Origin of the sequence: Bacteroides xylanisolvens (assembly GCF_018289135.1) — a bacterium.
Taxonomy (GTDB): Bacteria; Bacteroidota; Bacteroidia; order Bacteroidales; family Bacteroidaceae; genus Bacteroides; species Bacteroides xylanisolvens.
Map to the genome: position 1 here is coordinate 994,420 of NZ_CP072216.1, position 14,874 is coordinate 1,009,293.

The window sequence follows — 14,874 nt, forward strand, 5'->3', positions numbered from 1 at the left end:
TAGTAACTTTACTATGTATAAACTAGGAATGATATATATATGTATTGTATGGCATCCTGGAGGAATAGGATCGGTTGCAAATGATCAATATTTCCTAGGGTTACAAAACAGACATAAATATAAACGAGAAAATATTCTTTTGAAAATCATGTTCTCCAAAACCATTTGATTTTAGTGAAGAACATAGTTGCTAACACAGCCAAAGAAGTAAGGATTACTCCCTGGAGAAAACCTAGCCAGGCATTTTGTTGAAAATAAGATAGCAATGAAGCAAGTCCAAGTAGATTAATCAATGGCATAATCAGCAAATCTCCGACCACATAAGCTATCATCGGATTCTGACCGGACATCACCAAAAAACGAGTACTTTTGATACACCGGAAATAATCACAAACGATACTTAGAAATAAAAGGGCCAGAAAAGCTAACCCGGAAGTGACAAAGAAATAACTAAAAGTAGTTGGATCTTTTTTAATACCATCCTGAAAAGGTTCAAAACACAAACCCAGAAGAAGTAAATATGCTCCTGCATTAAACAACTTTTTCCACAATAGAGCTATTCCATCCACTTTACGTAGAAATATACACTTGCCAGCTAATAACAATAAAACAGTAACCACAAGATTAACAACCAAATTACGAGTGTATAGGCCGTAAAGATTGCTAATGATGATAACAACGGATAATATCATCAACATGATACTCATTTTACGATAAGGAGATGTAGCATAATCATCCGTTTCTTTTTGATATGCTTTCATCCACTCCGCTAAATACTCCCCGGCTATACTGCCGGGAATAACGATAAATAAGTATTTCAAATAGTCAAACCGATACATCCACGGCAGAGGAGTATAATTAAATACACTCTGTGTCCAAGAACCATCCACTGTACTCCCTAATATCATAGCCATTAGCAATATTAGAATTCCTAAACGTATCCAACGATTATTCATTGTGAAAATGTAAAGGATAGAACCGAAAATAGCCATGTTAGCTAGCAGCAAAATTATGATGTTGCTGGAGAATAAGCTGAATGTTTTTCCATCCGCATAAGAAGTGGTAGCCAACATGATAGCAGCAACCATGTAAGCTCCGACTTTTATAGAAGTATGTGCCCAATCCGGCATTTTCAAAGGAATACGCATGAACATGGGAAATAGAACAACAAAACAGAGTATAGCCAGCAACCATGCCCTCATATCTTGCGGAGAGCTTAACATATACGGATAAAAATGCTGGATGAAAATAGCAAAGAAGGTCAACTGAATCCCCCGTTTGACAGCTTCATAAACAAGTTTTAATTTTGAATCACCTTTTTCAGCACGCTTCCTTATGGAAAAAGGAAACGCGGCTCCCATAGCGAACAGGAAAAAAGGAAACACAAGATCTACCCAAGTAATACCGGGCAACAGAGGATTAAACACATGATCTGGCGGAGGCGTTTGAGCATGACTCATCCAACCGGGAAGAACATGCGTTACGATGGTAGCCGAAAGCACCATCGTAATAATTGCATATCCCCGTAAGGCATCTAAAGCTAAAGCTCTGTTGTTCATAAAGCTCCCCCCTCGCGCATTCCTTTTTCTACTTCTTTCCAAAGATTCTTTTGGATGATGTGTACTATATCGAATACCATTAGTCCATCCGATCGACGAAGGTTCATCTCTATTGTTTCGGATAATTTCCCCGGATTATCATAGAACTGATCCACCAAGATGCCGCCCATAAACTTGTTGTCTTTAAGAATCTGACGCAAGTGCTGACAGGAACCTTCTACACAGTACCATGTACCGGCTTGAGCCTGCGAATCAGTCTCGTTCCAGATGTTGCGGTTCGTTTTCTTGTATTCCTCTATCGTTATGTCTGTATAGTAATTTCCGGTTGCATACAAATCGATCAGTTCCGCGTATCCGTAATTTTTATATTCGGGAGTGGCCCAACTGAAGTCTTTAGCCGGATCATACTTTTTGCTGGCGAAATTAACTCCCACTTCATAGTAAGACGGATACCAAGCTCCGGTATATGTGCCGAAAGAAACTTTTGGATTGGCGGCTTTCACTTCCTTACGTGCCAATGCCATAAAATCAGTAATGTTTTTCGTTCTCCATTCCATCCATTTCTGGAAATACTTTCCCGGTTGTGTGATAAACTTCCCATCCGTATTCTTCTTCCAAACAAAAATATCTTCGGGGAACTTCGCCACTTTCTTACCTATATACGCTTCAAACTTTTCGCGTGAAAGCGGTGAGAAGTCGGCTGTTATACCATCATAGCGTACGCGGTCGAGCATCAAGCCATCCAAATCAGGGTATTTGGTCACTACTTCTTTCAGTACATTTAGAATATGCGCACGATACTCCTCATTCAGAGGATTAATCATAGCACCATATTTTTGTTTTTCTTCCGTAATCGGAATAATGCCTTTATCGGGAGTATATACCATGGATGCCCAGTCCGGATGTCCACTATATACCATTCCACGATCGAAATAATTGTGTCCGGCACAGAATACATTTAATGAAGCATGAATCTCAAGACCCAATTCGTGCCCTTTTTTAATGAAGTATTGCAAATAATCAAAATTCCCGGCCTTTGCGCCTTTCCACTCTTTCATTTGTGGAGCAAACTGACTTTGATAAAGTACTTCTCCCGTAATGGGCCGTATATCCACTATTGCATGAGTGAAACCTACTGATTTGATTTTCTCCAAATAATAGTCAATCGAGTCTTTATGGCTGAAACGTTCGAAGTTAGCTTCGGCATCGAACCACATTAACGCAGGTTTCTTTTTGATTACAATCCGGAAAGGAGAAGCAGGAATAGCCGCATTATTGCATAATTCTCCCAACATATAATTCCGGAAACAATAACGTACCTCTATGGGGGCATTGATCGAATCATTCCAGACCTCTACAGTAGAAGAACCATTGATAATTTCCGCTTTGGCCGGTCGGAATATACCATCCGTCCCCACTATTTCAAATCCTTTCACGTTTTGATTTTCCGGGATCAATCCTTCTTCACCATGTTCAAAGTCTATTTCTACTACATTCCCTTTTACTCGGTGGGATTTGTATATAGGACCGGAATATTGAATACCTTTACGATGATACGTTTTTGCCAATGCCCAATAAGCCAGTCGTTCACCGACCTTTATCTTATAGGGCGAATGAATAAAGTTTTCACTCCCGGCATCACCTGTGGTCACCATTCCAACATTTGGAACAGCTGACATCAACTCCAACTGACACTGGCGGAACCAAGCCCAATCCAGTTTATCATTGCCTTCCGATTTCCATGGTGCAATCTGTACGTAATAAAATGGCATTTGGGGATTGTTGAAGAATGTTCTCCATTGAGAAACCATTGCAGGAAATAATCTCTTATATAATCCGGGATCGGGTGTGTTTGCTTCACCTTGATACCAAATCACTCCTTTAACAGGAAATCCTTTCCATGGATTCACCATTGCATTCCACAATAATGTAGGAGTCCCTGCCGTCCACCCGAACTCTCTCTGTATTACATCAGGCAATGCTATTTCCGGAAAGCCCGATAAAGTCTCTTTATTCATCCAAGCCTCTATTTTTGACATGCTCCAGGAACAATGTATCAGACCGACAGGAACATCCAAAGATTGCTGTAACTGATTGCCAAAGAAATAGGCAGTTGCACTGAAATCAGCAACATCTTCCGGAGAGGCTTCTTTCCATTCTCCGTCCACCCCAGCTTCCTGTGGAATGGTACTCCAGGCATTTTTTACAGTATAGAGACGCAGTGGACGTTTGGGATTAGCAGATACAATGTATGGCTGGGAACCAAACACAGGCTGTCCACGGAATCCTTTCACTGGCATTTCCATATTCGACTGTCCGGAACAGAACCAGACTTCTCCTATTAAAATATTCTGCAATGTGAGGTCCTCTCCATCCGAGAACGTAATACTATACGGACCTCCAGCTACCGGTGTTTGGAGAGAAAGTTTCCATTCACCTTTTGCATCAACATTCGTTTGGATTTTTTTATTATTCCATGAAGCGGTAGCCTGCACACGTTTTCCCGAAGTCGCTGTTCCGGAAAAAGTAACTTCCGATTGTTGCTGTAACACCATATTATCCCCCCAAATGGAAGTAAGGGTTACTTTCGCTTCTGTTTTCAGGAGAAACGAGAAGCATATCAATAATATAAAATATTTGGCTTTCAACATATGATTCTTATTTGTTTTCGACAGCTTCAGTATACACATTGCCGAAGCGATCTGTTACTTTCACTTCTATTTTAGCATTTTTATTACGGGGAGTAGCATGAAATAGATGTTCGGTAAGAACTGGGGAAATCCATTCATATTTCACCTTTTCTTTGTCAGAACAGATTGCTTTGGCTGCAGGATCATATCCTTTGTAGCGTTGCATTTCTCCCATTCGCTTTCCGTTTTCATACCATTCCACTTTCCACTGTTCATCCCAGTTCCATACGTTAGCAATAATATCGGAAGGGTACTCGTCAGATGATCCGGCCTGATATACATGTAATTGATGCTCTTTCGGGTAGCCTGCACTTTTATATAGCCATTTCACTTGGTTCCCGTCTACTTCATATACCCCATATCCCCTCGGAGTACCATCCACATTAATATCTGCACGCCACCAAGTACCGCATACGGCAGCTGTGTTATGTTCCATTAATGAGTCATTAAAACATACGTTTACATTAAAATGTGTATGTCCGGAAATGATGTGGGCATTATAACCTTCCAATAATTTATATAGTGCAGCTGTATTGACCGTTTCATCTTGATCTAGCGTGTTATATCTTAGCTTCTTCTGAAGACTGGAAGGAATATGCATCACTACAAAGACAAGTTTGTCTTTGGGCACATAAGAGAGGTCTTTCTCCAGCCATTGGAAAGTACGTTCATCAATGTAACCTATATATTGATAATCACGGTTGACATAAAAGCAATTGTCAAGCACGATATAATGAGCATTACCTTTATTTAATGAATAGTAGATAGGACCGAAATAACTTTCGAAAGTGCGATAAGAATATTCAAAAGTACGCCCTCCATACGTCATGTCGTGATTACCAATTGCCCGATAGATGGGAATCTCTAATGATGATACCGTATCTATATAGGAAGGATATAAAGAAGGAGTATCTCCTACGATATCCCCACAATCTATGCCGAATACTTCTTTTTTGCCCATATACGGACGAATATATTCTTTCATATCTTGCAGATATTTAGCATAAGCCTTTACGTCATCTTCGGAAGTAACCTGCGCATCTGCCTGCACCAAAAACAAATGATTGATCTCATTTTGCGGATTTCTTACCAATTCGAAGTCGTAAATATCTTGCTTGGCCGGATTCAGCTTCTGATAGAATAAAGGTATTGTTTGTTCTGTTTTCGGTAAATATCCGGAAGGAGTGGATAAATAAATGAAACGCACATTCCTATTAGGGGGGAGAGTATATTGGCCTTGTTGGTCAGTCAACACACAGTCTATTCCGTCGGTCACTACTACCCCCGGGACTCCTGTCCCATTACAGGTTACTTTCCCGCGAATAGGGTTAGAAGGAATCTGGGCTTGTAAATTCAAGCCCAGACCTATTAATAAAAAGAATTGTAATAAATATATTTTCATAATTAGTTGGTTAGTTCAAACCTCATTCTTCGATAGATTCCAGATATTTATCAAAGCCTGTTTTAAAAGCGTTCCAATAGTCGTATTTCTTAACGTGGCAAAGGTCGAAGGCAAAGAAGCCGTCACTATTACTGATACAAGCATCAATAGTATCCGGAATTTTTGCAGATTGTCCTCCGTCAGTCCATCCGGTACTGTTACCGATATCTGGTCCGCCTGCAAAAGGTACATCTCCTTGTAACAGTTCACGTCCATTCTTACAAAAACCTTCCATGGTCCATTCGCCACTTCCATATATATTGTTCACGGAAGCATAAGCACCCAAAAAGATATAGTCCAAATGGTCCGCATATCCATAATTCTTATAATCGGAAGTAGCCCATTTCGGATAATAAGCGGAGGTGTTGTATTTAGGGCTGGCCCAGTTCACGCCTGATGTATAGTATGTTGAATACCAGGCACCAACATAAACTCCAAACTTGATATTGTTATTGACAGATTTAACTTTCTCGCGTGCCTTTACTATGAAATCATGAATAACTTTCGCTCTGAATTCCAACCACTTCTTAAAATAAACAGGCTGGTCAGAAGGTATTTCATCCGTACCGGGTGCCATAATATCTGCCGGGAAGTTTGCTACAGTTTCACCGATGTATTCTTCGAACTTCTGTTTGGAAATATCTGAAAAATCGCTTTCTAAGCCATAGTCATCATAACGACAACGATCCAATATGATGCCATCCAAATCATATTTAGCCAAGTCGGCCAACAACTGTAAAACAAAGTTTTGTACATCATCATTAGCGGGATTGAAAAATTTCGCTCCATAATCGGTTTCATCGTCCAACAAATCCATCGTATTGGTTAGCCCGTCAGCTAGATTAGCTACACTAGCCCATCCTTTTTTTGATTCATCACGGAACAAGACTCCATCATGTCCTAAATTATACGGACATAAATAGCCTCCTACAAATGTATTGATAGAAGCATTCACTTTTAATCCTTGTATACGAGCCTCCTCAATAAATGCCTGTAAATAATCCCAAGTTTCCGTCCTTTCATAATAACTATATCCGGAATTACCCCATACATCCATACGTTTCACCTGATCTACAACATTAGTATTGAATAATACATCTCCTGTAGTGGGACGTACATCGACAATAATATCAGTGAATCCTGCCGCTTTTATCTTTTCCATATCTTTGGCTATGTTTTCCTTACTATTGGCATAGTCAGGAAAATTAGCAGCCGCATCAATCCAAATATATCGTGGCTTAGCTTCTGCAACATCCGGCTCGTCCGGCTTTTCTGTCGAATTATCGTTCCACGGCCATCCGGGAATTCCATCAGAATCATCACTACAGGAGGTTATTGTAACTGCTCCCAAGAAAGTCAGTATTAGTATTTTTAGAAATTTTCTCATATCATACTTGTTTTATTAGGTATATACTGCCTGATATATCCGCAGTACATTTTTTATTTAAGAGTGACTACTGATGCTACGGATCTTTCGTCTCCGCTGGAGTCACTTGTCTTGATCGTCTCTTGCCCATTGACTAACATGCAACTGGAACCACCGCCATCCAAATTGATAGCATCCGTACATCCCAGTGTTTTCATGATATTAGCTACATTTTCGGTGGTCATACCGGCAACTCCCGTTGTCATTCCATCTCCTTCACACACAAAAAGAATCATTTTCTTATCATTGGTGATACCAATAGCCGAACGAGGTCTGTTCACCGTGGCGCCAATATCTGATAAAATTTCTTCTTCGTATGTATTCTTTATGTTTCCATCCAACAGAAGTACGGGGCCACCGCCTATTCCTGTTTTAGCATTTAAGACAGTTCCTGTAGACGGAAAATTTTCATTAGGAGTTGTTTCTGATTTTACCGGTGAGGGCTCCGAATACCAATAAGTAACATTGGATAGTGTTGTGTAAGTCCACATTGATTTGAATGAGCCATCATTCATTTCACAGAATGCAGCTAATACAGGATACCAGAATGGACCGTTAGTCCAATCTTCTGCTGTTACATCATTGTTCTTACACACCATTTCACCGTTACGCCATATTAGGCTTAATGACCCCTCATAGAAGAAACCTCCATTGATTACAATTGTGGAGTTGTTCTCTTCATAAAATTCTTTTGGCTTTTTCAATCCAGTCTTTTCTCCTAATACACCAAATGCTGCCTTACTCATATCACCTACCGCAATATAAGCTATCGCTTTTTTGCCTTCCAGTGTTTCTGGTGATTTATATACGTTGATATGTTCAGGCAAGGTTCCATAAGTGCTTTTCACATTGGTCCAGCCTAAATTTACAATATCAGGATTGGCTTCAACAGGTTCAGTTGGAGTCTCCGGCTCCGCCCATGGCCAATCCGGGATATCAGTGTTATCATCACCACATGCTATGAAAAAAGGCAGTAATGATAATAACCATAACATTTTTTTCTTTGTTGACATATAGCTACTCCTTTAAATGATTTACAGATTTCTTTATCCCATATATGATGAATGGGTATTTTCTCATCATATATGAGATAAAGAGATCAATTAATTATTTGTCGATACAATCAAACTCATATCCTCCGATAACCTTACAGTTGTTATCCACGTAGTAAGCACGGAGCTTATATCCATCTGTTGTCGGAGCAAGCAATACATCACCTGTTGCAGCTACACCATCGGATGAATTGTATGAGGAAAGTGAAGGATTGAATGACAGAGCATCTGAAGTAGATATTGTACCAGTGAATGATCCGTCTGACGTTACATCATACATATATAAGCATGGAGTTCCACCCCATTGCGGGAAATGAGCTGTACATACCAATACAAGATATTGTGCATTATTAAAGCTTCTTGTATCCAGACAGTTGTTATTCATTGCCCAAGAATTACCATTGTCGGAGTCTTCCAGAGATTTACTTGCATTATTATTTGTTCCATTCACCCAATAAAGAATGTTAGAATCATAGTATGACAAGAAATAATCACTTTGAGCAGTAGTTCCTTTAGTCACAACTTTAGTGTTTGATGCGGGAGCTCCCCAATTACCTACACCATTCACTGTTACTACTTGAGGACTTCCCAATACACCGTCTGTTATAATCCAACGAACAAACTTATTGGAACCTGAACTGGCTGTTCCGTCACAAGTAGCAATAATAGAGGCATTAGTATTAATATCTCCTTGAACAGACACTTTCGTACCCATATCTAACCCTGTATTATTAGTATAAGTAGTCAATAAAGTTGGAGCAGTCGTAACAGAAGAAGTCTTATAGATTGAGAAAGACTTGCCATTAGTAGCCTTCGTTGCTAATAATATATTTCCCCTACTATCACTTGTCATACATCCTAAAGATGCAACACTCACACTACCCAAAGTTACATTACCAATCTTATTTCCCGTAGATGCATTGTAATATGCAGGAGTTGTGGTACCATCACCCAAGCAAACTACCAGATTATTTCCGGAAACAGCTAAAGAAGGTGCATTTGCTCCAGTCCAAGGTAAGCCGATAACTCCCATATCCAATTTAAATAATTCTGTCTCACTACCTTTTCTATATCCGTAAGGAATCTTATCCGGTACTGCTTTTTGAATAGTATAAGTTTGCTTTGTCACTCCATCGTGAGCAATCACTGTAAGCTCAACAGGTGAATTAAAATTAAGAGGCTCTGTTTTAGGATCCGGTGACATGGTCGCATGAGCCGACAGTGAATAATCTGCCAAGCAAGAAGATAAATCTTCCGCAGAGATTAAAGATACAGTTTTGTGGTCTTCATCAATAATACCTGTAATGTCTTCAGACGGTATTGAGAAACTTAATAACTGACACTTAGTAGACTTAACTCTTTCGCCTGTGATGCAGATTTGTTTCTTATATCCTTGAGCGTCTGTATAAGTGAAATAATTCTCTTTAGTCAGATCGAGAATTGAAAGAACCGGTTCAATAGTACAGTTTGGTGCCAACTTTGCCTGAATCCTCATCGCTTTCATATATTCTGAAGTTTCATTATCACTATTTTCCGGATAATACCATGGCATAGGAATTACATACTTATCTACAGAAGCATCTGCAATAGTATATACCACAGCCTCTTTATCCACGTATGGCCCAGAAGTAAAGAGTGCAGTCAAGCTCGTGATTCCCTGTCTGTCCGCAGTAGGAAGCACATATTCCGGATCCTGGCAAGAACTCGTGAGAGCCAAAATCCCTAATAATAGATATAGTATATTCTTTTTCATAATGTTTTCATTTTAGATTTATTGCCATTCTGCATATTGAGTTACCGCACCGTTATTGTCCAACTCTGCCTGTGGCATTGGGAAACGATACATCTTAGTCGGGAAATTACGATCTTTATCATCACATTCTGTATAAATGTAAGTGAAAGACCCATTTGCATTTTTCTCTATTTTCATTCCATGAAGACGAATACCGGTGAATGCTGTCGCAGATAATTTCCAACGACGCATGTCCCAATAATAATGTCCTTCATAAGCAAGTTCTACTTTGCGTTCCTGACGGATGGCTTTCATTAAATCATCCCCACTTTTGTCTGTGTAAGACAATCCCACTCTGTTACGAATATCTTTTATGTCTTTATTTGCCTTATCCGTATAGCCATTCAGATGATAACATGCTTCTGCATGATTCAGTAATACCTCTGCGTAACGAATTTCTGTCCATGGCTGTGTACTGGCTTGTATGGAAGTAAAATTATGAGCTTCATCTACCAATTTACGTAAATAATACCCGGTAGTAGAACGTCCTTCCGGTTTGGCATCTGTTTTCCATGCAGCCCAACCATCAGTACCGTTTACGAAAGATTCTATCGTTCTGCCTTTCCATGTTGCTCCATTATAGAGAATGGTAGCTTTAAAACGTGGTTCCAATTTGGCATAAGGAGGAGTCGTTGTAGTACCTTCAGCAGTATGCCATGCACTCCAATCGGGGAAACCACTACCATCTGCATATTCATACGATTCAACCATTTCTTGTGTCGGGGTACCGAATCCTCCGGTCATGGAATTGCCGTCGAGCGCTTTATCACCCCCAGGAACCATATATCCATCAAAGTCATGAGTCACAGTGGAACTCTTATCATAACAATATTGTAGAATGGCTTCTTTGCTTCCTGCTTTAAAGGCATTTGAATAGTCTTCTTTTGCTTCTAATTCATAACCCATTCCCATCACCTTTTCAGCTGCGATACGAGCGTCATCCCATCTTTCCGCATACAACATAGCTCTCGATAACATTGCATAAGCAGCTCCGCTAGTTAAACGTCCGTTAGGAGTTTTATCAACAGGCAAATGTTCACCGGCATATTTTAGATCATTATATACAAAATTCCATCCGTCGGCTTCCGAACTAACTGGCATATCCTTTTTTATATTATCCAGATTCTCATCGTATATAATCACTTCTTTATAACGCTTTAATAAATCTGTATAGAGATACCCTCTGAAGAAACGCATTTCAGCTTCCAAGCGTTCTTCATCAGCCTGACCAAATGAAGCATATTTCTTTAATTTGTTGATACCTTCATTGACACGGCGCACATATTCGTACATCGTCCCCCAGTTGCCAAGGTAAGTACTAACATAATTCACTGTGAGAACAGAACCTCCATAAGCAATTTCACTAGGTATCTGACATTTAGCCATATAGTTGTAGGAACCATATTTAAGCTGATCTGTCAGAGCTTCTGTCATTCCTGCCAAACATTGTCCATCCCTGTAGACTCCTAAATAATCTATATAGCGATAGAAATCGTTGACTGCCTGTTCTGCATAGTCGAGTTTACTCCATACAAGTTTATCTGATGCTCTGTCTGTTGGAGTCATGTCCAGATAATCACTACATGAGCCAAGCCCTAAAGAGGCTCCCAACAATATGATACTTAATACTTTTGTTTTCATAATAGAACTTTTAAAGGTTTAGAAAGTCAAAGTTATACCGCCCATAATGGTGCGTTGTTGAGGATAGTATCCGTTATTTACTCCCGGAGATTCAGGATCGATTCCATCAGGAAGACCGGAAATCGTGAATAAATTAGAACCTTCTACATAAATTCTAAGATTCTGAATACCGACAGGACTCATCCATCTCTTGGGGAATGTGTAACCCAATTGTGCGGATTTGAGACGAAGGTATCTACCGTTACGCAACCAGAAAGTGGAAGCTAATCCATTATCTCCTCCGTGTCCTTGATTACCCAGTGTAAGTCGTGGGAATGTTCCATTCGGATTTTCTACTGTATATGCATTCTGAACCAGATATAGTGGTGAGTTGGCTCCTTCTTTAAATGCCTGTGTCCAGACTGTATTATCGTCATATCCATTGTAATAAGTTCCTGTCAACGATACATCAAACAGTGCACCTCCAGTAAATTGTGCACTTAAATCGAATCCATTCCAGGCACAATTCAGGTTCAAACCGTAAGTTAATTCGGGACGATTGCCACGTCCAACACGTGTTCTGTCATCTTCGTCTATTTTACCATCACCATTTAAATCTCTGTATTTGATATCACCGACATTAGGACGAGTGCCATACCAGGCTGAATTGTCTATTTCTTCTTCTGAACGGAATAAGCCATCTGCAACCCACACAACAGAAGCATCAACACTACGTCCTGTGCGTTTTCTCCACTCTACTGTGTTCGGACTATCTGGATAACGGAGATAACGGTTTCTTGCAAATGTCAGATTGAAGCTTGCGCCATAGGAGAATGGCTTACCTGCCAAGTTTAATTTATTACGATGGCTCACCGTTACTTCAACGCCTTTGCTATCCACCTTATTATAGTTGGCATAAGTATAATAATATCCTCCCATAGATGGCGGGTAATCGCCTCCCATTGCTGTCAAAATATCATAGGTATAATTATAGAATGCGTCAAACTCCATTCCCAACAGACCATTCCACATCGTAAAGTCAAATCCTGCATTGTAGGTTAAGGTGTTCTCCCAAGTTAGAGTAGGATTGGCAATTACAGAGGCGCGTAATGCTTGCATTACTTTTCCATTCAGAATTGTCTGGTATGCATTTTTGTTACCATCCATCAAATTGTAAGTACTAAGGAAAGCATACGGACTCACTGCATCGTTTCCTAATAAACCGACAGATGCACGTATCTTCATATCATCCAGAAATGTCAGATTAGACATAAAATCTTCTTTAGATATTCTCCACGCTACTGACGCTGACGGGAAGAATGCCCAACGTTTCCCACTAACATTGCCGGCAAATTTGTAAGAACCATCATATCGACCTGTAAACTCTGCCAAATACTTATTGTCATAGTCATATTTCAAACGAAAAACATAACCAATACTACGGTTTGCATCACTGTATCCCGAGATTGGAGAGTCTGCAGGTTGTCCAAAGCTCAATTCCGGTAGTTCAGAGAAACTCATGTTTTTATTATAGCCGGAGAAACTGTTTTCTTTATAATCCCGGATTTCTGCCAATACCATTGCTTCTACATTATGTTTTCCGAAGGAGCTTGCATAGTTTATACTTCCTTGGCCTACCATTTGATGAGAACTATACTGTCCTTCACCTAAATTTATTCCATTTGCTGTGCCGCGAGGATCGTCTGCTTTAGACCAAGTCCAATCTGCTGTCGAAGTCGGCATTTTATGTATATATGTGGAGTAAGGTGTATTCAAATTCTTATTATGAGAAGTTGTATAGTCATAAGCTCCGGTTACTTTCACGCTCAAGCCTTTAACCCAAGGTACATTATATTGTAAAGAGATGTTAGTTTGTAAATCAAAGCTATTGGTATGTTTGTATCCTGATTCATAAATGGCAGCCAATGGACTGTTGGGCAGACTTGTGTTATTCTGTGTGGTAGCAGAATAAAGTCCGTCATATGTTTCCGGCAAATATGGATGCATCATTATAGTCTGATGAGCTACTGACAACCAACCTTGTTCACCCAATTCGGAATTAGAATCCGTACCGCCTGAAGCATATCCCGGAGTTTCACGTTTACCGACATTTCCTGCAATACCTAAACTTAACTGGAAGTTCTTAGCCAGTTGAGTCTCAAGATTAGTTCTTAAATTGTATCTCTTGTAAGAGAAATTGTCAATGTTACCTTTTTGACCTAAATAACCCACAGAAGCAAAGTAACGCATCTTATCACTACCTCCCTGTATTGTTACATTGTGTTTCTGATTAATACCGGTTCCGAATACTTTATCAATATAGTTAACATTATCCCATCCGTCAGTAGGATCACCATTCAACATAGCTTCCACATTCGCCTTTGTAAAAACGGGATTATATTGACTAATGTTTGAAATGCTTCCATTAGCCATTTTATCCATCATGTCAGCCATATTATAATAATATGCAAATTGAGGTCCATTCATAAACTGCGGGAAGTTTGCATTCATAGATGCTCCTATTGAACCATTATAAGTGATTTTGGATTTTCCTTCCTGACCTTTTTTTGTAGTTATAATAATAACACCACCGGCTCCTTTTAATCCATAAACAGCTGCAGAAGCTCCATCTTTCAAAACAGATACACTTTCGATATCATTAGGGTCAATATCATTAATAGAACGAGGCATTCCGTCTACTATATAAGTAACATTATAAATAGAGCCACGAACTCGTAATGTAGCCTGATCGTCTCCGGGTTCACCAGATACTTGAACAGATGAAATACCTGGCAAACGTCCACCTAAAAGACTCGACACATTGGTTGCCGGTGCTTTCAGCAGTTCGTCGCCTTTCACCGCAGATACGGCTCCGGTTAAAGATTGCTTCTTGGCAGTACCATATCCTACCACAATCACTTCATCCAAAGCTGCCACATCATCTTTCATAACCACATTAATGGTCGTCTGACCTGCTACCTTTATTTCCTGATCTGACATTCCAACATATGAGAATGATAAAATGTCTTTTGCGGTGGCCTGAATGCTATATTTTCCATTTACATCTGTAATAGTGCCATTAGTAGTTCCTTTTACGACAACACTTACTCCTGGTAGCGGTTCTCCTATACCATCAGTAACAGTTCCTTTCACTAAACTCTGTGCATGACTACTGATAGCACATGCAAATAGTGCGCAGATTGAAAACATAAATATTTTCAATATACGAGAGTTCTTCTTGATTTTTGAGTTAAACTCTGTCATAGAATTAATTTTTAGATTATTAATATAGAT

General features: G+C 39.6%; 8 protein-coding genes. All 8 read right to left on the reverse strand.

All coding sequences use genetic code 11. From position 1 onward, the window contains the following. Window positions 1-146 precede the first annotated feature (146 nt). A complete protein-coding gene (locus tag INE92_RS04310; RefSeq protein ID WP_015532839.1) occupies window positions 147-1,559 on the reverse strand; it encodes a DUF5009 domain-containing protein in 1,413 nt (470 codons plus the stop codon). Further along, the gene (locus tag INE92_RS04315; RefSeq protein ID WP_032846667.1) at window positions 1,556-4,210 is read right to left on the reverse strand and encodes an alpha amylase family protein; all 2,655 of its coding nucleotides are present in this window, start codon (window positions 4,208-4,210) and stop codon (window positions 1,556-1,558) included. Before INE92_RS04315 ends, INE92_RS04310 begins: the two co-directional genes overlap by 4 nt. Window positions 4,211-4,217: 7 nt before the next feature. After that, a complete protein-coding gene (locus INE92_RS04320; protein WP_004308395.1) occupies window positions 4,218-5,651 on the reverse strand; it encodes a calcineurin-like phosphoesterase C-terminal domain-containing protein in 1,434 nt (477 codons plus the stop codon). Between the two features lie 22 nt (window positions 5,652-5,673). Further along, complete coding sequence (locus tag INE92_RS04325) at window positions 5,674-7,077, reverse strand: alpha amylase family protein (protein WP_008644145.1); 1,404 nt, start codon at window positions 7,075-7,077, stop codon at window positions 5,674-5,676. A gap of 53 nt (window positions 7,078-7,130) precedes the next feature. Then, complete coding sequence (locus tag INE92_RS04330; protein WP_008644146.1) at window positions 7,131-8,129, reverse strand: phosphodiester glycosidase family protein; 999 nt, start codon at window positions 8,127-8,129, stop codon at window positions 7,131-7,133. A 94-nt stretch (window positions 8,130-8,223) separates the two neighbouring features. Continuing rightward, entirely contained in the window at window positions 8,224-9,921 is a 1,698-nt protein-coding gene (locus tag INE92_RS04335) for a DUF5018 domain-containing protein (RefSeq protein WP_004308394.1), read from the reverse strand. A gap of 18 nt (window positions 9,922-9,939) precedes the next feature. Next, on the reverse strand, window positions 9,940-11,601 hold the full coding sequence (locus INE92_RS04340) for a RagB/SusD family nutrient uptake outer membrane protein (RefSeq protein WP_008022031.1): 1,662 nt from the start codon (window positions 11,599-11,601) through the stop codon (window positions 9,940-9,942). A gap of 18 nt (window positions 11,602-11,619) precedes the next feature. Next, window positions 11,620-14,844: a SusC/RagA family TonB-linked outer membrane protein gene (locus INE92_RS04345; protein ID WP_195436721.1), complete on the reverse strand. Its 3,225-nt coding sequence runs from the start codon at window positions 14,842-14,844 to the stop codon at window positions 11,620-11,622. Window positions 14,845-14,874: the final 30 nt, after the last annotated feature.

Excerpts from the sequence above, each read along its gene's own strand:
- INE92_RS04310 (WP_015532839.1), bottom strand. The coding sequence starts at position 1,559 with ATGAACAACAGAGCTTTAGCTTTAGATGCCTTACGGGGATATGCAATT.
- INE92_RS04315 (WP_032846667.1), bottom strand. The coding sequence starts at position 4,210 with ATGTTGAAAGCCAAATATTTTATATTATTGATATGCTTCTCGTTTCTC.
- INE92_RS04320 (WP_004308395.1), bottom strand. The coding sequence starts at position 5,651 with ATGAAAATATATTTATTACAATTCTTTTTATTAATAGGTCTGGGCTTG.
- INE92_RS04325 (WP_008644145.1), bottom strand. The coding sequence starts at position 7,077 with ATGAGAAAATTTCTAAAAATACTAATACTGACTTTCTTGGGAGCAGTT.
- INE92_RS04330 (WP_008644146.1), bottom strand. The coding sequence starts at position 8,129 with ATGTCAACAAAGAAAAAAATGTTATGGTTATTATCATTACTGCCTTTT.
- INE92_RS04335 (WP_004308394.1), bottom strand. The coding sequence starts at position 9,921 with ATGAAAAAGAATATACTATATCTATTATTAGGGATTTTGGCTCTCACG.
- INE92_RS04340 (WP_008022031.1), bottom strand. The coding sequence starts at position 11,601 with ATGAAAACAAAAGTATTAAGTATCATATTGTTGGGAGCCTCTTTAGGG.
- INE92_RS04345 (WP_195436721.1), bottom strand. The coding sequence starts at position 14,844 with ATGACAGAGTTTAACTCAAAAATCAAGAAGAACTCTCGTATATTGAAA.